Genomic DNA, 19,553 nt, shown 5'->3' with positions numbered 1-19,553 from the left:
TGGCTATGGTTTTATAACAATGAAAGACCCAATACAGCAATTGGTGGTATCCCACCAAAGCAAAAACTGGCACTAGTGGCCTAAGTCTCTACTTTTGACCTCAGCTAAAAATGGGGAGATTACCCATATGAAAGCTATTTTTCAACAACTGTAACCGTCATCTGCGCTTATAAAGTAGTAGGTTATCGATCTCATGTGTTCACCTAAAGTCATGTACGAGATAAGAATATCAACTCTATTTAGGTGGCCAAAATAACTATGCCACTTGTATCTCTACACTAACGCAAGTGGGTATTATTAAGGTCTCGATATAAGGCTTTTATCGCATCTCTTAACCATTTTATTTTTGGATTTTGATTGTTTCGTTTATGCCAAATCATGGTGAAGGGAATCATCAATTTATCTTGTAATGCTTTATCTACCGGAATAGGTAAACACACTAAATCTGTGTGTATATTACGACAGTAGTGCTGACAATATTGTGGTGCAGTGGTAATCATGTTGTGACCAGACTGAGCTGTCATAAACAAAGATTGTTCGAACGTGGCCATGGTTAATTCAATATTACGGCTTAAGCCCATTTCTATTAATACTTCATCTAATGCCCAGGTTTCAGACTTTTCCCATGTGATGTTAATTTGTGGATATTTTACAAAAGTATCAATATTCCAATCTTCTTTTAAGGCTGGGTGATCTTTATGTAAATACACTAAGGGGAGGTCGGTAAATAATACTTCGTAATTGATAAAGTAAGGTAAAAGTTTAATCGATTCTTTTGATCTTGGGTGGCTCTCTCGGCCAGTAAAACCAATGTCAACTTCTCCTCGAATAATAGCTTCAATTGAGTCATAGTCCCAGTTATGAACTTTGACTTTAGCATCTGGATACTGCTGAAAAATTTGCTGTGTAAGTTGATTAAACATCGTCAGTAGTAATGGAGATTCCATCGCAAGATTAAAGCGCACACCATTAGGGATCTCATCGCCGCGTTTTGCGAGTATTTGACTGCTGACTTGTAACCAGTCAGCAAGCTCTTGTTCCATACTGATGGCGAGTGACGTTGGGCTAAATCCATGAGGTGTTTTTATAAACAAAGGGTCGTCAAACCATTCTCGTAACTTGCTGAGAGATTTGCTCACCGTTGACGGCGTCACGTTCAGTTTTTTTGCTGTTTTAGTGACGCTTAATTCTTGTAATAACAATTGCAGAGTGATCAGCAAGTTTAGATCAAGGCGTGCTAATGATTTCTTCATTGGAAATACTCGGCAGTGGTGAGGGAATGAATACTATTAAAACAGCGCTGATAACGCCACCCATTAACAATATTAATATCAGCATATTCAATGCACTTATACCAAGCAAGCCTAATAGCCAAATATACAAAGCTGAACTGCAAATTTGAGCCACTCCGAGCATAGAACTGGCGACACCCGCTCGATAACGATAGGGGCTAAGCGCTTGGCTCATTACCACACCAAACCCAATTGAAAATCCTGCACAGATAAGACTAAGACCAAATAGACTGATAAATTGGCTATCGGCACTGAGTTGAGTCTGCCCGAGGATGATTGCGGCAGACACAAATAATAATTGAGATACCAGCATCAAGCTACGTTGCTTGATATATGACAACGCCAATGGCATAGCAAATGAGGTGAGCATACTAACAAGTGCCGTTAATGCCATCGCAATTGAATACTCGCCGCGACTAAAGCCCATGATATTCATGATCAACATTGGCGATACATTTACAAACGTAAGAATTGCTGTAACGGCAATGGCACTAATGAGTAGTCGGCTTAAAAAGAATCGTTGGTAAAAGGATTCTGTCGCAGTTGTGGGTTGAGTTGTTGATTGAGTGAAGGGGTGGGCTGTCGATGGATCAGTTGTTTCGACTGTTGTTACATTAGCTCGTGATGATTGGCGTGTAGTATTGGTTTCTTTTAAAACAAATACTGACATTAAACACACCACTCCACCCATGGCTGCCATAGTAATAAACAGACTTGGCCATGGAAGGCTAAGCATGATCAAATGACCAATCACCGGGGCGATAACGGGCATGATGCAGGTAATTCCATTGACCATAGATAATATTTTTGCTCTGCGTTTATCGTCCAGCTTGTCACGTAAAATAGCAAACGCGACCACGTAACAACTGCCAGCGCCAATACCTTGAATAAAGCGGACGATTAAAAAAGATTGGCTGTTTTCTACTGTACTGGCCATGAACGAAGCTAATGTAAAAATAATAGCGCCAGTAATTGCTATGGGTCGTCTGCCGATAACGTCTGATAATTTACCGGCAAATACCATCGTTGTGGCCATACCCGCTAAATACACAGAAAAAGCGATATGGAGTTGTGACTCACTTGCACCTAAGTCTTTGGCGATTTGTGGTAAACCAACTAAATAAAGGTCAATTGCAGTGGGATAAAGCAGAACCAGCGCGAAGCTACACAGTATAAATCTAGTCATAAAACCCTCACTTAATGTTGCAAGGATAATAGATTGAAAGGTTTGTAGGTACGAGTTGCCATTTTGACAACAGGTATTTCTATTTACGACATCTTGTTGATTGATTTGAATCTGATGACTTTAAATACATTGATCGAAAAGCTTTAATAAAAAGTGAGCTACGGAGCATCGCTAAGCGTATTGAGTTTGCTGATTTTAGAGCTTTATTCAATCGAGCTCGCGGTTTTTATACGCTCACTCTTTAGATTAGGCCGTAAAAAAGGTTTGCTGAAATTATTGAAACGATGCTCCGGTCTTTATTCATCATGGAGTCCGAAAACTGTTGAGCATCAACTATACCATTAATGATAGAAGTTGATTTTTAGTTATCACCTTAAAAATCAAAGTGTCAATTGTCGAAAGCCGTTGTCTTTAGCGCTTGTTATTCATATTTTTAATTTTACTGACTCAATTTTACTGACTCAATTTTACGCTTCAAATTTTACCGAAAAGTACCAATACACTTAATTACACAAAAGGTCTTAACAATGAGAATAATAAGCCGTCTTTACTTTGGCTTTGCAAGTTTACTGGTCATTATGGTTGGTATAACCTTGTTTGGTTTACTCAAAATAAGTATCGCAGACAATAATTTAACCAAATTGTCAGAGCAGACAGCAGTTGAACAGCGCCAAGCGATTAATTTCAGAGGCAGTGTGCATGATCGAGCCATTTCAATTCGAGATGCCGTATTAGTCAATAATGCTTCACTGTCACAACAGCATCAAAATGATATTAATCGTCTTAAACAGTTTTATCTCACAGCTGCAAAAACACTTAATACTATGTATGCCAACGTGCAGCACAGCAATGAAGAGTTAAGCTTACTGCAAGCGATTAAAGACATTGAAGTGACCACGCTAGCGGCTACTGAAACCTTGTTACAGATGGTTAATTCGAGCCGTAATGATGCTGCGACAGAGCACCTATTAGTGGTAGTTTCACCTTTATATAGCGAATGGCTAAAAAGAATTAATAAGTTAATTGATTATCAAGAAGCGCAGATTCAACAACAAGTTTCAGCAGCGCGTGAGCAAACAACCAGTTTTCAGTCGGTGATGCTCGTTGTAACCGCTATTGCACTATTTATTGGGTGTATGGTGGCGTTAACTTCTGTAAAGCGCTTAAAAAATATTATTGGCGGCGAGCCGGAATATGCTGCCAATGTGATTCAACAAATCGCTTCAGGTGATCTCACGGTAAAATTAACCGTTAATTCTTCTCAGAGTATATTAAGTGCAGTGCAGGATTTAACCATTAACCTGACCGACATAACCCAAAATTCCATGTTGGCCGCAAATAAGTTACTTGCGGCGTCTAAAGATTTATACCAAACGGCAAAGCAAAACGAACACCTCATCAATAATCAAAAATTAGCGACCGATAATGGTGCTGCAGCGATCACCCAGATGTCGAGTACCGTTTCAGAAGTGGCAAACCATACCAGCGAAGCTGCGCTACTATCACAAACGGCCACAAATGAGTTTAATGCTGGTCAGATTGAAGTGACTAAAACACAGACTGATATTGATGCGTTAGCCGTTAAAGTAAGTGAAGCGGCACAGATCATTGATTTACTATCACAAGACAGTAAAGAAATTGGATCTGTGTTAGATGTGATTCAAGGTATTGCTGAACAAACTAATTTGTTGGCGTTAAATGCGGCCATTGAAGCTGCACGTGCAGGTGAACAAGGCCGAGGTTTTGCCGTTGTTGCTGATGAAGTGCGTAATCTTGCTCAGCGTACACAAGAATCAACAAGACAAATCCAAGCTGTAATTGAAAGCATGCGCGCCAGTTCTGTTAAAGCAGTGACTGTTATGAACGAAGGTCAAGAGCAAGCCAATAGTAGTGTTCAGCAAGCTAAAAACGCTGGAGAATCATTACAGGCTATCAATATATCGGTAATTAAAATAAGTGATATGAATATTCAAATTGCCACAGCCGCAGAGCAACAGTCTGTGGTTGCTGCGGATATAAATCAAAACTTTATTCAAATTACTCATTCAGCATTATTGGCTCAGCAAGAAGCCGGTAAAATTACCGCGGCCAGTTATCAACTTGAAGAGCTTGCTAAAAGCTTAGAGTTAAATGTAAAGCAGTTTAAGACCGAAATATAGTTATTCGTTCTGTGAAAGGGTTACATATTAACGCTGACAAATCACTCATGTTATTTGTCAGCGTTAATTTAATCAATTTTGAGTTTAGTTAACTTTTGGCTTTATCAATTTTAGGTTCAATCAACTTTTGGCTTTATCAATATGGCTTAAGCACAGGCTGATTTTATTTCTATCTCAACCTTACCAATAACCAAGTACTTTCCACCACAGTCCGCCGACAACACCCCAAATGGTTAAATTGACAACACTCATAATAATGCCCATTACCCACCAGTCTTCCATTGATACGTAACCGGAGCCAAAGATAATCGGTGAGGTGCCAGTGGCATAATGCGTGAGCGACATCATTAAAGATGATGCGCCTGCAAGGAGTAAACCTAGGTATAAAGGTGGGGCACCTAATGCGATGCCAGCGGCGAAGAATGCTGCAAACATGGCGGTAATGTGCGCAGTGGTGCTGGCAAAAAAGTAGTGTGCATAAAAGTAAACCACCACCAATATGATCACTGAAATCATCCAGCTGACACCAATTTGGGCGATATTGGTTTCAACCACACCAGAAAACCAATCGACTAATCCCAACTTATTTAAGAACGTTGCCATCATGACTAATGCTGAAAACCACACCACGGTATCCCAAGCGGTTTTTTCTTTAAGCACATCTTCCCAACTCAGTACCCCGCTAATTAACAAAATGGATAAGCCTAAAAATGCGACTGCAGTGGTATCAACCGCAAAATCCGCCCCTAATATCATGGCAGGTACTCCTGCCCATAAGATCAGTAATAGCGAGAACACACTCACCATGATTTTTTCAGCAAAAGTCATAGGGCCCATGTCAGCCAACTTTGACTTAGCGTAAGCTGTTGCGTCTGGCGTGCGCTTTATTTCTGGGGGGTAAACCGCATAGATAACCAGTGGCATCAGCGCAATACAAAGCAAACCTGGCAATAATGCTGCCAGTGCCCATGTGCCCCAAGTAATACTGATATCTGCACCTGTGGCATCAGCAATCAATTTGACTATTAATGGGTTAGGTGCAGTTGCGGTAATGAACATTGCCGAGGTAATGGGGTTGGTATGATAATTCACTAAGGCAAGATAATGGCCTATTATGCGTGATGTTCCTTCTTCTGGAGACGAACCCAAACTCGCTGCAATTGACTTCATTATAGGGTGAATAATTCCGCCGCCTCGTGCCGTATTACTGGGTGTGACAGGTGCAATGACCAGCTCTGATAACGCTAACGCATAGCCAATACCAATGGTTTTCCGTCCAAATAAAGCAATAAAGTAATAGCCAATACGGTTCCCTAAACCTGTTTTAGCTAATCCGCGTGAGATGATAATCGCAATACCAATTAACCAAATCAGTGAGTTTGAAAATCCACTTAAGGCATCCTTAATGGCATCAGCTGGCTTGTCATTGGTTACGCCTGTTAATGCAACGAGTGTAATGGCTAATATGGCAATAGCCCCAATAGGCATCGCTTTACCAATAATTGCGACAATAGTACCAATAAACAAAGCCAATAAATGCCAGGCATTGGCCGACACACCTTCCGGTGAGGGGACGATGAACCAAAGAAATATAATTATCGCAATTGAAATCAGACCTGGAACAATTCGGATGTCGGTAGTTTTCATTGCAGTATCCTTAGGTTTGAGAATACACCTTTAGCAATGACAATAAATGTCGTTATCATTTGGTCAATTGTTAAAGCGGATCGGAGCAGTAACTCGATACTAAGTCTTTGTGATATTTAAATTTGTGAAGTTATTCTCATTGTTGATATGTGTCATATTTAGTTTTCTATTCAATTGTTTATTGACTCGCTGGCTGTGTTGATTGACGTGACTAATTGGCTAGAGAAACAATATATGATTACACCGATAATGCTATTTTTATCGAATTTGGCGATTGGAGGGCTTTTTAACCTCATTTACATTGGTATATACAAAACTGCTGGTTATTCATAATTTCTGCGTAGTTGCTACACATTTCATTGTTAAGCTTTATCTTATATTTACGCCTATGAGATATGACATGAATTCTTCACCTTTAAGTTTGCTTACTCTTGCCATCAGCTTAGCATTAACCTTGGGGTTAACTGGCTGTGGCGGTTCTGAAGACAGCACCGATGTAACAGATGCAACCAGTTCAACCGATACTTCAACTGATACTGACACTGATACGGGAACAGAAGATTTAGGCAGTGGCATTTTACATACTGCGTACTATGAGTTTGATGATAACAACGTCAATGTGTTGCTCAGTGGCACGAACGTTGTTATTGAAACCAATGGTATGCCTAACCATACATCGCCTTATTGGTCTGCTAGTAATGAGCTGCATGTTGAACCTACTGTTACTTCTTACGCATAAATGCCCCCCCTGGCTACATTGATGACTTTGTGGGGACCTATACGTTAACGGTAGATAACAGCCCATCTAAAGCAACATCAACCTCTGCTACCGGCTTAGGTGCAATTGTATCTAAATTATTTTGACTCTTCGGTTGATAAAATCTTGGCTAGTTGCTTTCGATAAACATTATGCGTAACGCTGCTGCTTTACTCGTTTTTAGGTTTATTTTCTAGCTGACTTAAATGCTGCTTAATAAGCTTTATCATTGCTTGAGCCGCAAATGATAGATGTTTCTGTTTACGCCAAAACAATGATAACTCCCAGCGTAAATCTTCACTGGCTAAGGGGACATTCACAACCGCTTCGACCCGGTATCGTTCAGCAATAATTTTTGGCAGTATCATTACTCCAGAGCCTGCCGCGACTAGTGCAATGCCAAAATCAGCATGACTGACTCGAGTGATATTTTGGGGTTTAAATCCCGCTTTGGCACAAGCTTCAAGCACTAGCTCATATAAGGCGTATTCTGGCTCAAACATCACTTGGGCCAATTGATCAAGCTCACTTAACTGTAACGTTTCTTTACTCGCAAGTTTATGGCCTGCGGGTAATACAACCACCATTGACTCATTGCGAATACGAATACCACAAAACTCATCATCGAAATCAATAATCCCTGTCGCAAGTTCTATTTCATCTTTGTGTAAGGCTGCCGTTTGCTCTATACCGCCGCGCACCAATAATTGCAGCTCAATACTCGGATATTGTTGTCTAAATTGAGCTATCACAGGGGCAAATAACTCTGCACTGCCTAATGGAGCTAGCCCTAATTTTAGTGAACCACCGCTTAAATTACGTAAACAATCCAGTTCAGCCATCATCAGTTGACGGGCTTCCATTAACTTTGAGGCATGGCGATAAACTACTTTCCCTGCTTCAGTTAGCCTGATTTGCGAGCCACGCTTTCCGCGTTCTAGCAATATCATATCAAGCTCTTCTTCCAGTAAGCGTATTGCTTTTGAGAGGGCAGGTTGAGTCACAAATGCTGTGTGACATGCTTTAGCGAAACCGCCAGCATTAACAACCTCTATGAAATAGTGCAGTGTTTTAAGATCCATTAACATAACCAGAAGTGATGTAGTCAATCATTAATATTCATTTTTTTTATCAATTAAGCAAGGGTAAACTCCGCATATCAACTAAATAACCATTGTGTGAAATCAAATGTTATCTCTACTGAATACTCATCGCACCTATTTAAAGTGTAAAACAACCTTAGTCATCCAAGTGGGTGGTCTATGTTTTTTTGCATGGTTATGCCAGTGGGCAGCTCTCTGTGTTCATTCGATTATTCCAGGAAGTGTTATTGGGTTAGGTGTTCTATTCATCTTATTGTCTTGCCATTGGGTGCCTGAAAAAATTGTCAACCAAGGTTCAGCATGGTTAATCGGTGACTTGCTATTATTTTTCATTCCCCCTGTTGTCGCTATTACCAAATATCAGTCAATACTCGAAAGCTATGGTGCAGAGTTGATTGTATGTATGTTATTGGCGAGTACGAGTGTGTTATTGGGTACGGCGTTTATTGTCGATAAGCTATTTAAATTTGAACGTCAGCAACGTTTAAACAGCATTACATCTCAGCGCTTACGTGCTGTTTAAAATTAAATATAATGGGGTGTAACAATGAATAGTTCGTTATTGGGTGTATTGTGTTTATTACTCACGTTGGTCGGTTATTATTTTAGTAAGCGCTTGTATTTACGTCAGCAACGCATTTGGTTTGCCCCCATTATTTTAGCCCCTACCATTATTTTGTTGACTGTAGTGATATTTCAAATTCCATTGGTCGATTATTTTCAATTTACCCATTGGCTACCCGCGTTATTAGCGCCTGCGACTATTGCATTTGCAGTGCCAATTTATAGAGAAAGGGCTCTGATTAAACGTTATCCGTTAACCATAAGTGTTGGCGTATTAGTGGGGTTATGTTTAGGCGTTGGTTCATCATGGTTGATTCTCCATTTCACTCATATGCCGGCAGAACTATCTAAAAGCCTCATTGTAAGATCGGTTTCAACTCCCTTTGCTATCGAAGCAACAAGCGCATTTGGTGGCGTCCCTGAATTAACCGCAATGTTAGTGTTAGTGACAGGTATTATGGGAATGCTCATTTGCGATCCTCTTTTTAAAGCTGCCAACATAAAAAGCAGCTTGGCACGAGGTATATCATTAGGCGCGTCAGCCCATGGCGCAGGAGCCGCTAAAGCGAATCAAATTGGCCGAGAAGAAGGCGTCGTCGCAAGTTTAACCATGATTTTTACTGGCATAGCCATGGTGATAACCGCGCCTTTATTTGCGTTACTGTTTAATTAATCTCATATTTGTTTCGACAAATCGTTACGCGATAAAGACTTTCCCTTCGATGGAAATATAGAGTTCTTGCTCACTCGTCACCGCGCTGGAATGCAATTTTATGTACATTATGGCGCAATGTTGATGTTATTAGCATCTTCAAAATCGAATCAAATCGATAGATAAACCTACTCGGATTGATGCTTTCATCACCTATATTGGTGAGTTAACTGCCCTGGTCAATCAGTCAATCAATATCGTCCGCAATAAGAGCAATAAAACCCACATATTTGGCATGATGATATGGCCTCAGATGTAAGGTTGCGCTTTATTCTTTGTAAGTGGTACTCATAACCGCAAACTCTCCATCACTCCATCACTCCATCACTCCATCTCACATCTCACATCTCACATCGGCCTGTATAGCCTCACTAGCACCTGTAACTCCTTCCAAGTGAGTTTTTCTGCCAACGTATCCGTTGGCAATCCTGTTCATCTATGCGCTCCCACTAGAATCTATATTGCGTTAGAAACATTGTTTGTTATGCAAACTAAAAGCCAACTAAATTCAAGAGTGTCTGAAAGAACAGTGGCAATTTTCAACATGAGATCACGCGCTCATAATCAACACATTCAGATTGGTATGTAAATTAATTACTGTATTCTCGTTTCGTAATTACTATTTTTTTTAAACAAAATAACGATTTTGCTACATCAAATAGTGCATTTATTTTTGACGATGCATTGCGCTTTCCAATTGACTAAAAGAAGTATTCAATGAAAAGTATAAATTCTCTCATAACAGCCTCAGTACTGTTACTTATTTGCAGTAGTTCAGTACAAGCCGAAAATTTCTCCGCGGATAACTATTTGTTCGGTGATATTGGTGGTATCCGAAGCCAGATGCATAATGCCGGTATCGACGTTAGCTTAGGTTATACCTTCGAAACCGGAGGAAACTTAACAGGTGGCCAACATCATGCCACTAGTTATGCCGATCAAACCGTTTTTGGTGTTAACTTCGACCTCGAAAAATTATTAGACTTGTCCGATGCCAACTTCCATTTGTCACTGACCAATAGAGGTGGGCAGAGCCAGAATATTAATGATAAAGCTGAAATCGGCCAGTTAATGCAATCTATAGAAGTGTTTGGCCGCGGCAGAGTGACCCGTATTTCTGAGTTTTATTATGAGCAAAAACTACTTAGTGGCGACCTCAATATTAAGTTAGGCCGTATGAATGTTGGAGCTGAATTTGGTGCTTTCCAATGTGAATTTGCCTATCTTGGATTCTGTGGATCCCAATTCGGTAATGTTAATTCCACGGTTTACAACTGGCCCATAAGCCAATGGGCGGGTGTCGTCAAGTATAAGCTAGCGCCAGAATGGTATGTAAAGACCGGGGTTTACCAAATGAACCCAAGCTGGCTTAAAAACAGTCAAAATCTTAATTTAGGCAGTCCTCATGGCACTTTGGGAGTGACGATTCCCGTAGAACTTGCTTGGATGCCCAACCTCAATGACTTACCAGGTACTTATAAACTGGGTTATTGGCATGATACCGTTGGAGGTGAAGATCTTTACTACAATCAAGATGGTAATCCCTTGATTATTGATGGTGGCAAAGCACGTCAACATGACAGTAAAGATGGCGCTTATTTTGTCGCAGAGCAACAGGTTACTGCTGTAGATGGTGATTCTGTCCGCGGTCTTAGTGTGTTCCTTATGGGGACGTTGAACGATCAAAATATCACTACTGTGGATAAATCATTGGCATTAGGGGTGAATTATCAAGGTCCATTTGCTGCTCGTCCGACAGATAAATGGGGCTTAGCCGCTAAATACCTACATGTGAACGATAGCATAGCTGGTAGCGCTCAACTTTATAATGACAATCACGCACTTTATATACCTATCCAGGAAACAGAGACGGTCATTGCTAGCTATTACAAATTTCAAGTGACTAAGTATTCTGCTATTCGTCCTGAAATTCAGTACATACATAATCCAGGTGGTATCAGTGAGAATAATGATGCTTGGGTTGTCACTCTCAAAGGTGATATTGCATTTTAACTAAAGCTGAAATACAAAATGCACTCTAAAACAGCTTAAATTAACGCTAATATAAGTAACCGTTATTGTAGATGTTTTAGATTCGATTATAGATGAATAAACGCAAGGCTAAATACAGAGGTAACGTTTTCAATCTGCGCTGGGGTTGTTAACGTTTTGGGATGTTGGTAACAATTAAGTAATTTTGTTACCAATGTCATATCTCGGAGATCTGGTTGGGACATCACATCTTACCTTTGGTAAATTAGTGCCAGATCACTAAGGTATTCACTGCGATTATCCGTGATATTTACCTAAAGAATATCGTCGTCCCTACACATTAAGGAGTGGCAATCGTTGGTCTCCTTAAAAACGTTCATTTAGTTGTGCTAATAGTCAGATTGATAAGGGAGTAGTGAGTAATCATGTAAGCAGCAGCTTTTCATTTTTACTATTTTCACTGCAAAAAATAAAAAACATTAATATTATGCAGTTAAGTGTTTAATTCGGAGTTCCAATGAATAAAAAAACTTCAACCACAATTCAGTTGCTGGCCCCTTTTACGGGGGTGTGCTGTCCACTGAGTCAGGTTCCTGATGCCGCATTTTCCCAAAAGATGGTGGGTGATGGATTAGCGATAGACCCTACAGAAAACATTCTTCACGCCCCATGTGACGCCACCGTTACTCAAATACATCCTTCTAAGCATGCCGTGACTTTATTAACGGCGACTGGCATCGAAATTCTGCTTCATATAGGTGTCGATACCGTTAAATTGAAAGGCGAAGGATTTAAGGCATTAGTGAAAGTGGGTGATGCTGTAAAAGCTAAAACGCCACTGATTGAGCTGGATTTAGATAAAGTGGGTTGCGGTGTAAAAAGTTTGCGTACCGTCATACTGCTCACGGATATGACCAGAATTATTACATTAACACCAACGACTGAACAATTTGTCAACGCGGGCGATCTGTTATTTAGTGCAGAGGTATCAGCGGCAGTTCGTGCTGTAACAAAGTCAGATGACATGGTCAGTTCTGCGCCAATAGTGGTTATTAATCCAACCGGTATTCATGCTCGGCCTGCTGCTGCCATTGTCACTGCGATTAAAGCATTTGACTGTGACGTGATGATTGATAAAGCAGGCAAGCAAGCAAATGCTCGAAGTGTGGTTGGTCTTATGGGGTTAGACATCGCTTTTGGTGAGCAGATTGTTATTCTCGCTAAAGGTAAAGATCAGCAAGCGGCAATAGCAGCATTATCTGAGGCGATAAGCACTGGTTTAGGTGAAGAGGGCGCCGATGCTTCACTTGTGACTAAGAACGTTAAAAGCGACTTCGATCCTTTTTCCGAACCATCACTACTACTACAAACGAGCCAAGATCCACGTCAGCTGATTGGTGTGGAGGCATCTCCCGGTCAAGTTAAAGGGCGTTTATACGTGATTAAAGCTGAAGTGCCTAAGTTTGACACTTTTGCCGACGATGCACAGATTGAACAGCAAACTTTAGACGATGCAATGAAGGTGGCTAATCAAACCTTAGTCGAACTGGTTGAAGAGCTGCATAACAAGGATATGGGGCAAAAAGCTGATATTTTTGTGGCCCACCAAGAGCTAATGTCAGATCCTGATTTGTACGATGACTGTATTATTGAATTACAGCAAGGTAAGTCGGCCCCTTATGCCTGGAGTAAGAGTATTTGTCGCCAAGCGGACAAACTTGCTGGAATGGAAAACCCATTACTCGCAGGACGTGCCACAGACCTTATCGACGTTGGCAATCGGGTTTCACGTATTATGGCTGGATTGTCTCAAGATACTATTCCGGCTGAACTCCCTGAAAATACTATTTTAGTCGCTAAAGATTTAACCCCTTCAGATACTGCCAAACTAAACCCCGCATTCGTTAAAGGCATTTGCACCACTTTAGGAGGGGCATCGAGCCACAGTGCTATTTTAGCTAGAGCAATGGGTATTGCTGCTATGGCTGGTGTTGAAGCTAAGATCATGACCTTGCACGGTACTGAGGTGTTACTCGATACAGCAAAAGGTTATCTATTATTGTCGCCAACTGAAGCTGAAATGGCGCAACTTGATGTGATTAAAAATGCCGCTGAGCAGCAGAAAGCCTTGGCTTTCGCGCACAAAGATGAGACAGCCGTTACCTTAGATGGAGTGCGATTTGAAATTGCCGGCAATATCGCTAAAGTCAGTGATGCCCAAAAATTAGTTGAAATGGGAGGCGAAGCGGTTGGTTTATTGCGTTCTGAATTCCTTTATCAAGACCAATCAGTTGCACCTTCAGAGGATGAACAGGAACAAGTCTATCGTGCGGTACTGCAAACGTTAGGACAGCGTCCTCTAGTTGTGCGTACGCTAGATGTAGGAGGAGATAAGCCGTTGGCCTATTTACCTTTGCCGAAAGAAGACAATCCATTCCTCGGTGAGCGTGGTATCCGTGTCGGTTTAGATAAGCCCGCAGTATTACGACAACAAGTTCGTGCGCTATTAAAAGCGGCTGAGGCGGGCAACTTACGCATTATGTTCCCCATGGTAGCGTCTTTGTTTGAGCTTAAGTTAGCCAAACAAGTTGTAAAAGAAGAAGCCGAAAAATTGGCTATCGATATTAGTGGGATCCAAATTGGCATCATGATTGAAGTGCCATCGGCTGCCGTGATGGCAGATGTGTTGGCTGAACATGTCGACTTTTTCTCTATTGGTACTAATGATTTGACTCAATATACCTTAGCGATTGATCGTGGACACCCTAAGTTAGCCGCCATTGCTGATGGATTGCATCCTGCAGTATTACGCCTGATCGATATGACGGTTAAGGCCGCGCATGCCAAAGGTAAATGGGCTGGCATTTGTGGTGGATTGGCCGGCGAAAAAGATGCTGTGCCTATTTTGGTCGGCTTAGGTATTGATGAACTGTCTGTGAGTGTGCCTTCAATTCCAGAAGTGAAGCATCAAGTGCGTCATTTAAATCAGCAAGCGTGTCAGCTTATAGCTGCTAAAGCGATGAGCTGTGCAGATGCCAAAGATGTTCGAGCATTAATGCGAGATCCTAATACGTTACTTGCCGTTAAAGGCGATATTGAAAAACGTTGATCACTTGGTAATCTATTAAAATTTCTAAGGTTGTATTATGACATCTAAAACAATAACAGCAGCTAAACCGAAGAAGGCTATGATGAGTGGCGCATTTTCGGTTTTACAAAAAGTGGGCAAATCGGTCATGTTGCCGGTTTCCGTATTACCCGTGGCGGGTATCTTATTAGGCGTTGGGAGCGCAGGTTTTAGTGTGCTCCCCGATATCGTCAATGTGTTAATGGTACAAGCGGGCGAAGCCATTTTTAGCAATATGGGATTGCTATTCGCGATAGGTATCGCGTTAGGATTTGCTAAAAATGATGGTGTGGCTGCTATGGCGGCCTTAGTGGGATATGCCATCATGGTTAAAACCATCGGCGTACTTGAACCTGGTACTGATGTGGGCGTGTTTGGCGGTATGATTGCCGGTGCTATTGCTGCAGCGACCTTTAACCGTTTCTTTAAAATTCAATTACCTTCATATCTTGGATTCTTCTCAGGTAAACGAAGTGTGCCTATTATTACTGGTTTTGGAGCGATCTTTGCGGGAGTTATCTTATCGTTCATTTGGCCTCCGATAGGCAATGCTATTGCTGCATTTTCCCATTGGGCGGCATATCAAAATCCAACATTAGCTTTTGGTATTTATGGTGTGGTTGAGCGTTCGTTAATTCCAGCCGGTTTACACCATGTATGGAACGTACCTTTCTTCTTCGAAGCGGGCAATTGTGTTGACAGTTTAGGTAAACCTGCAACTGGCGTACTGACGTGTTATTTGCAAGCAGACGATGCGAGTCGAGCTGCTGGTAATGGCTTCGGTCAACTTGCGGGAGGTTATTTGTTTAAAATGTTTGGTTTACCTGCTGCTGCAATGGCGATTTGGCATACTGCGCGCCCAGAAAATCGTGTCATGGTCGGTAGTATCATGATTTCGGCAGCGTTAACCGCATTTTTAACCGGAATTACTGAACCCATTGAGTTTGCATTCTTATTTGCCGCACCATTACTTTATGTAGTACATGCGTTAATGGCTGGTCTTGCTTATGTGCTAGTAAATATGTTTGGTGTTGTTCATGGAACCTCTTTCTCACACGGTTTGATCGATTTTCTTGTTCTTTCAGGTCATTCGCAAAAAATCTGGTTGCTGGTGGTGTTAGGTCTCATTTATGCGGCGCTGTATTACGTGGTGTTTAGATTCTTAATTTTGAAGTTCGACTTGAAAACGCCAGGTCGAATGGATGTTGAATTAGAGATCGTTTCATCAGAAGGGACAGAAAGAGCGCGTAACTTTATCGAAGCCTTTGGCGGGCCAGAGAATCTAGTCAATGTGGATTCTTGTATTACCCGCTTACGGATGGATGTGCGCGATACCAGTAAAGTGGATCAAGCTAGATTGAAGCAGTTAGGCGCCAGTGGCGTGTTGATTTCGGGAAATGCGGTACAAGCTATTGTGGGGACTATCGCCGAAGTGTCACGTACCGAAATTGATGAAATGCTCGCGTCAGGTGGCTATCTTGCTGCGACTCCCACGCCTGTAATAGCAACCGCAACGGTTAACATTTCAGCAAAGGATCGCGAGCAAGCTCAAGCCATCCTGCCACTATTGGGTGACGTGAGTTCATGTCGTGCTATTGCCGATAATCGCTTACGCTTAGAAGTGAAAGATGCCAGTCTATTAGACAGTACCGCCCTTCAAGCCCATGGCATTGAAGCTGTGTTGGTTTTAAATCCGAACTTGGTTCATTTAATTTTTAGTATGAATACAACAGGACTAGCCAGCGTGTTAAATGAGACTTTTGCCGACTGAAGCTGTTAAGAAGAGGTGATGCAGTCAGATATATGAGTATTAAAATATGATGACAGTATTGACCACATGTTGAATAGCCAACAATTGAATTTGAAAAGGCTTTTTAGGAAAGTGTTCGATTAGCGTAGAACAGAAAAAACCTCATCAGAAATGATGGGGCTTTTTAATGATTTTATACTCAAGGTTTATATGAGTTATATGTCGATGAACCCACCGAAGCGGGTGAGGGTAAGTTATTGAAAAATTAATTTAAATGGTTTGAAGACTTTGTAAGCTTGTTGGTAAGTTGCCGGGTGTCAGTAATAAAGACAACGTTCTAACATTAAATTATCGATACCTCACACCACTAGAACCCCCCAGTCTGAAGTTTTACAAACTACAATATTTATGCAGTGGTATTGTGACTCCGACAGGTTAAAAATGTATTTACATAAATAAGGCAGATTCATTTTTATAATATTAACACTTCGGTCAGCAAATTGTTATGTAACGGAATTTACAAAATAGAGCAATTTTTATAGGTAGTGACGATGATCAAATTTTTGGTTGCTCATGCTAGGAATTAATTTATGACAAAGATACTCAAAACAGGCATCGTTGGTTACGGCTATGCCGCAAAAACGTTTCATGCACCATTGATTAAGGCTGTATCGGGCCTACAACTCGCCGCAATATCCTCCAGCAATCCGACAAAGGTGCATATAGACCAACCTGATTTGGCTGTGTTCTCATCCCCCGAAGAGTTATTTTCCTGCGCTGATATAGATTTGGTGGTTATTCCAACTCCCAATGATACGCATTTTCCTCTTGCGGCAGCGGCTCTAGCAGCCGGTAAGCACGTAGTTTTGGATAAGCCATTCACTCTCACTACTAGTGAAGGTAAGGAGCTTATTAAACTCGCTCATCAATATGATCGGCTGCTATCAGTATTTCATAATCGCCGTTGGGATTCCGATTTTTTGACGTTACAGAAGGTGTTGCGCGAAGGTTCACTAGGCCGTGTGACACATTTTGAATCACACTTTGACCGCTATAGGCCTGAAGTTCAAACGCGCTGGCGTGAGTCGGCTGCTCTAGGCGGAGGTTTGTGGTTTGACTTGGGATCGCATTTACTCGATCAGGCACTGCAGTTGTTTGGTACACCAAATACAATGTGGTTAGACTTGGCTCAACAACGTGATGGAGCAGTCGCAGATGACTGGTTTCATGTCGTGCTGGGATATGACGAAATGCGGGTAATTCTTCATGGTAGTGCATTGGTTGCTAACCCTGGCCCACGTATGACAGTGCATGGCACTAGTGGCAGCTTTACTAAGTTTGGTCTTGATACGCAGGAGAATGCGCTTAAGTCAGGTCAGCAGCCTGGAACTCCGGGGTGGGGAAACGATCCACTTTCTTGCAAATTATCGCTGAAACACAAAGACGCGATTATCGAGCAAGACATCATAACGACACCAGGCAATTACCAAGCATATTATGAAGGCATTCGCGATGCGATTTGTCTTGGCAGCCCAAATCCAGTAACGGCAGAGCAGGCCCTTTTGGTCATGAGACTTATTGGACTCGGCATTGCCAGTGCTGAAGAAGGTCGTAAGTTGAAAGTGTTTGCTCTCTGAGTATACGCACTAAATTTTTATATTATTTTCGAGCAAGAATACTTGCTCGATTATAAATTAACTTATGTTGTGTAGTGGATATAAAAATCGTTAACTTGTTGTTTACCTTTTCTGCCACACACTTTGTGAGATATATCTCACAAAGTGTGTGAGCCGAATCACCTTATTACGGGTTAATATTTCTCCTGAATATTTAAGTTATTGATTGTAAAGTTTATTTAATTTTGTGTTATCTGTGAGGTATTTTAATCATTTAGAGGTACCTGTTTACGTAGAGGTAAATGAATTATTATTTATCTCGTTCCTAGGACGGGAATATTACAAGGTAGTAAAGAGGTCTTGGAAGACCATGAGTATATGGAAATAACGGACGGTATTGAGTTTCAGGATGAAACGTTAAACTTGCTCAATGGACGCAATAGCGGATTAAGCGAGTTTTATAACATTATCAGGATGATAGTGTGCAATGGATGCAAGATTCTACGCAAATGATTTGCGACAGGATACGTTAAGAATTTCATGGATGATATAAGGACACGCTCAGGATGGAGCAGGCTCGGTAAAAGGATAATCGAGTAAGATGGAAAGTACTTAATTGTACAAGGAACATCAAGGATTGAACAAGGATAGAGCAGGAAGCAAGTGATACGCATGGATGGTGCAGGGAGCACATTTATAGCTGGAAAGCTTAACAAGAGATCAAGAGGCCGCGACAGTTACTGTCGCGGCCTTTCTTTTGGTTTTTTTCAGAGCAATGGAACTTTGTAGTGATATGTTGTCCAATTGTAAAGTGCCTATGTGTAGGGTTTGAGTACCTCATTTAAGTACACAACATCTAACTCACCATTGTATAAGGAGATAGCATGAAAGGGTTTAAAGTTGCACTATTGGTAGGTTTTTCATTCGTTTGCTATAACGCCAATGCAGCCGTGAGCGAAGAACAACAGCAATGGGTTGAGCAAGCGTTCAGCGATCTTAATAGTAATAATGACGGTACCAAGGTGCTTTGGCAGTATTCACAGCAAACAGTGATGCCAGACATGACACGTATTGAACAATTCAATGCATCTTTAACTGAAACTGAACGTTGGAGTTTGGTGTCTGAAAATGGTGATACTCCTGGTAAAAAGCGCTTAACTGAATACCGAGAACGTCAACAAGATCTGCATGAAGATAAAGACGAAACTAGCTATGAATTAGCGTTTTCTGATTTAATTGATTTGTCGACATTGGTTTTTGTCGGTGAGGATGACAATAATATGTCATTTACGTTTACACCCAATATTGATGAGCTAGACAATAACGTATTAGCAGGCGTGCTTTATTTGGATAAAACATCCAAGCATTTACGTAAAATTCTCATCAAAAATACTGACGAGTTAAATCCTGCGTTTTCAGTTACGTTAACTAAATTTGAATTAGAGTTAAGTTTTGATGTGTTTGAGGGATTAGTGATGCCAGCTCATACATCAACCACTATAATGGGTACAGCGGCAATTTTTAAGTCACTCGACAGTGTTCAAACTGTTACCTACAGCGATTATAAAATCCTCAACAATCCACAAACTTAATTGCATTTTATGGCAATAAAAAACGCTATTTTTTGAAAAATAGCGTTTTTTTTGAT

General features: G+C 41.2%; 13 protein-coding genes. 9 read left to right on the top strand and 4 right to left on the bottom strand.

The features are described from left to right. Positions 1 to 278 precede the first annotated feature (278 nt). Together yidZ and H5125_RS15905 are read right to left on the bottom strand one after the other, a co-directional pair. Positions 279 to 1,253 (bottom strand): HTH-type transcriptional regulator YidZ, encoded by a 975-nt coding sequence (yidZ, locus tag H5125_RS15910; protein WP_162023522.1) that lies wholly within the window; start codon positions 1,251 to 1,253, stop codon positions 279 to 281. Then, positions 1,228 to 2,478 carry an MFS transporter gene (locus tag H5125_RS15905; RefSeq protein ID WP_101086611.1) on the bottom strand — a complete coding sequence of 417 codons (1,251 nt, stop codon included), beginning with the start codon at positions 2,476 to 2,478 and terminating at the stop codon, positions 1,228 to 1,230. The genes yidZ and H5125_RS15905 overlap by 26 nt, the downstream gene beginning before the upstream one ends. Positions 2,479 to 3,005: 527 nt before the next feature. Between H5125_RS15905 and H5125_RS15900 the strand changes: the two genes are divergently transcribed. Next, the gene (locus H5125_RS15900) at positions 3,006 to 4,637 is read left to right on the top strand and encodes a methyl-accepting chemotaxis protein (protein ID WP_101086612.1); all 1,632 of its coding nucleotides are present in this window, start codon (positions 3,006 to 3,008) and stop codon (positions 4,635 to 4,637) included. Between the two features lie 180 nt (positions 4,638 to 4,817). Here the strand turns inward: H5125_RS15900 and H5125_RS15895 are convergent, their stop codons facing one another. Further along, on the bottom strand, positions 4,818 to 6,284 hold the full coding sequence (locus tag H5125_RS15895) for a DASS family sodium-coupled anion symporter (RefSeq protein ID WP_182744733.1): 1,467 nt from the start codon (positions 6,282 to 6,284) through the stop codon (positions 4,818 to 4,820). A 400-nt stretch (positions 6,285 to 6,684) separates the two neighbouring features. Here H5125_RS15895 and H5125_RS15890 point away from each other — a divergent pair, with 400 nt between their 5' ends. Beyond that, complete coding sequence (locus H5125_RS15890) at positions 6,685 to 7,023, top strand: hypothetical protein (RefSeq protein ID WP_182744732.1); 339 nt, start codon at positions 6,685 to 6,687, stop codon at positions 7,021 to 7,023. A 188-nt stretch (positions 7,024 to 7,211) separates the two neighbouring features. Here H5125_RS15890 and H5125_RS15885 read toward each other — a convergent pair whose 3' ends face one another. After that, complete coding sequence (locus tag H5125_RS15885; protein WP_162023517.1) at positions 7,212 to 8,123, bottom strand: LysR substrate-binding domain-containing protein; 912 nt, start codon at positions 8,121 to 8,123, stop codon at positions 7,212 to 7,214. Between the two features lie 106 nt (positions 8,124 to 8,229). Here H5125_RS15885 and H5125_RS15880 point away from each other — a divergent pair, with 106 nt between their 5' ends. The 7 genes from H5125_RS15880 to H5125_RS15850 all read left to right on the top strand — a co-directional run bounded on the left by H5125_RS15880 (position 8,230) and on the right by H5125_RS15850 (position 19,497). Continuing rightward, positions 8,230 to 8,667, top strand: a complete 438-nt coding sequence (locus H5125_RS15880; RefSeq protein WP_162023516.1) for a CidA/LrgA family protein — start codon at positions 8,230 to 8,232, stop codon at positions 8,665 to 8,667. Positions 8,668 to 8,691: 24 nt separating this feature from the next. Then, entirely contained in the window at positions 8,692 to 9,381 is a 690-nt protein-coding gene (locus H5125_RS15875; protein WP_101086616.1) for an LrgB family protein, read from the top strand. Positions 9,382 to 10,137: 756 nt separating this feature from the next. Continuing rightward, a complete protein-coding gene (locus H5125_RS15870; RefSeq protein WP_182744731.1) occupies positions 10,138 to 11,433 on the top strand; it encodes a carbohydrate porin in 1,296 nt (431 codons plus the stop codon). Positions 11,434 to 11,929: 496 nt separating this feature from the next. Beyond that, positions 11,930 to 14,521, top strand: a complete 2,592-nt coding sequence (gene ptsP, locus H5125_RS15865; RefSeq protein WP_220487370.1) for a phosphoenolpyruvate--protein phosphotransferase — start codon at positions 11,930 to 11,932, stop codon at positions 14,519 to 14,521. A gap of 37 nt (positions 14,522 to 14,558) precedes the next feature. Beyond that, positions 14,559 to 16,310, top strand: coding sequence for a PTS glucose transporter subunit IIBC (gene ptsG / locus H5125_RS15860; protein WP_101086618.1), 1,752 nt, complete (start codon positions 14,559 to 14,561; stop codon positions 16,308 to 16,310). A 569-nt stretch (positions 16,311 to 16,879) separates the two neighbouring features. Beyond that, positions 16,880 to 17,926 carry an oxidoreductase gene (locus tag H5125_RS15855; protein WP_182744730.1) on the top strand — a complete coding sequence of 349 codons (1,047 nt, stop codon included), beginning with the start codon at positions 16,880 to 16,882 and terminating at the stop codon, positions 17,924 to 17,926. A gap of 863 nt (positions 17,927 to 18,789) precedes the next feature. After that, positions 18,790 to 19,497, top strand: a complete 708-nt coding sequence (locus H5125_RS15850; RefSeq protein WP_101086620.1) for a hypothetical protein — start codon at positions 18,790 to 18,792, stop codon at positions 19,495 to 19,497. Positions 19,498 to 19,553: the final 56 nt, after the last annotated feature.

Origin of the sequence: Shewanella sp. SR44-4 (genome assembly GCF_014163715.1) — a bacterium.
Lineage (GTDB): Bacteria > Pseudomonadota > Gammaproteobacteria > Enterobacterales > Shewanellaceae > Shewanella.
The sequence above is the reverse complement of the archived record's forward strand: the minus strand, read 5'-3'. Positions and strand labels throughout refer to the sequence as shown.

Bases quoted from the DNA above. Each gene is read 5' to 3' on its own strand.
- yidZ (WP_162023522.1), bottom strand. From the start codon at position 1,253: ATGAAGAAATCATTAGCACGCCTTGATCTAAACTTGCTGATCACTCTG.
- H5125_RS15905 (WP_101086611.1), bottom strand. From the start codon at position 2,478: ATGACTAGATTTATACTGTGTAGCTTCGCGCTGGTTCTGCTTTATCCC.
- H5125_RS15900 (WP_101086612.1), top strand. From the start codon at position 3,006: ATGAGAATAATAAGCCGTCTTTACTTTGGCTTTGCAAGTTTACTGGTC.
- H5125_RS15895 (WP_182744733.1), bottom strand. From the start codon at position 6,284: ATGAAAACTACCGACATCCGAATTGTTCCAGGTCTGATTTCAATTGCG.
- H5125_RS15890 (WP_182744732.1), top strand. From the start codon at position 6,685: ATGAATTCTTCACCTTTAAGTTTGCTTACTCTTGCCATCAGCTTAGCA.
- H5125_RS15885 (WP_162023517.1), bottom strand. From the start codon at position 8,123: ATGGATCTTAAAACACTGCACTATTTCATAGAGGTTGTTAATGCTGGC.
- H5125_RS15880 (WP_162023516.1), top strand. From the start codon at position 8,230: ATGTTATCTCTACTGAATACTCATCGCACCTATTTAAAGTGTAAAACA.
- H5125_RS15875 (WP_101086616.1), top strand. From the start codon at position 8,692: ATGAATAGTTCGTTATTGGGTGTATTGTGTTTATTACTCACGTTGGTC.
- H5125_RS15870 (WP_182744731.1), top strand. From the start codon at position 10,138: ATGAAAAGTATAAATTCTCTCATAACAGCCTCAGTACTGTTACTTATT.
- ptsP (WP_220487370.1), top strand. From the start codon at position 11,930: ATGAATAAAAAAACTTCAACCACAATTCAGTTGCTGGCCCCTTTTACG.
- ptsG (WP_101086618.1), top strand. From the start codon at position 14,559: ATGACATCTAAAACAATAACAGCAGCTAAACCGAAGAAGGCTATGATG.
- H5125_RS15855 (WP_182744730.1), top strand. From the start codon at position 16,880: ATGACAAAGATACTCAAAACAGGCATCGTTGGTTACGGCTATGCCGCA.
- H5125_RS15850 (WP_101086620.1), top strand. From the start codon at position 18,790: ATGAAAGGGTTTAAAGTTGCACTATTGGTAGGTTTTTCATTCGTTTGC.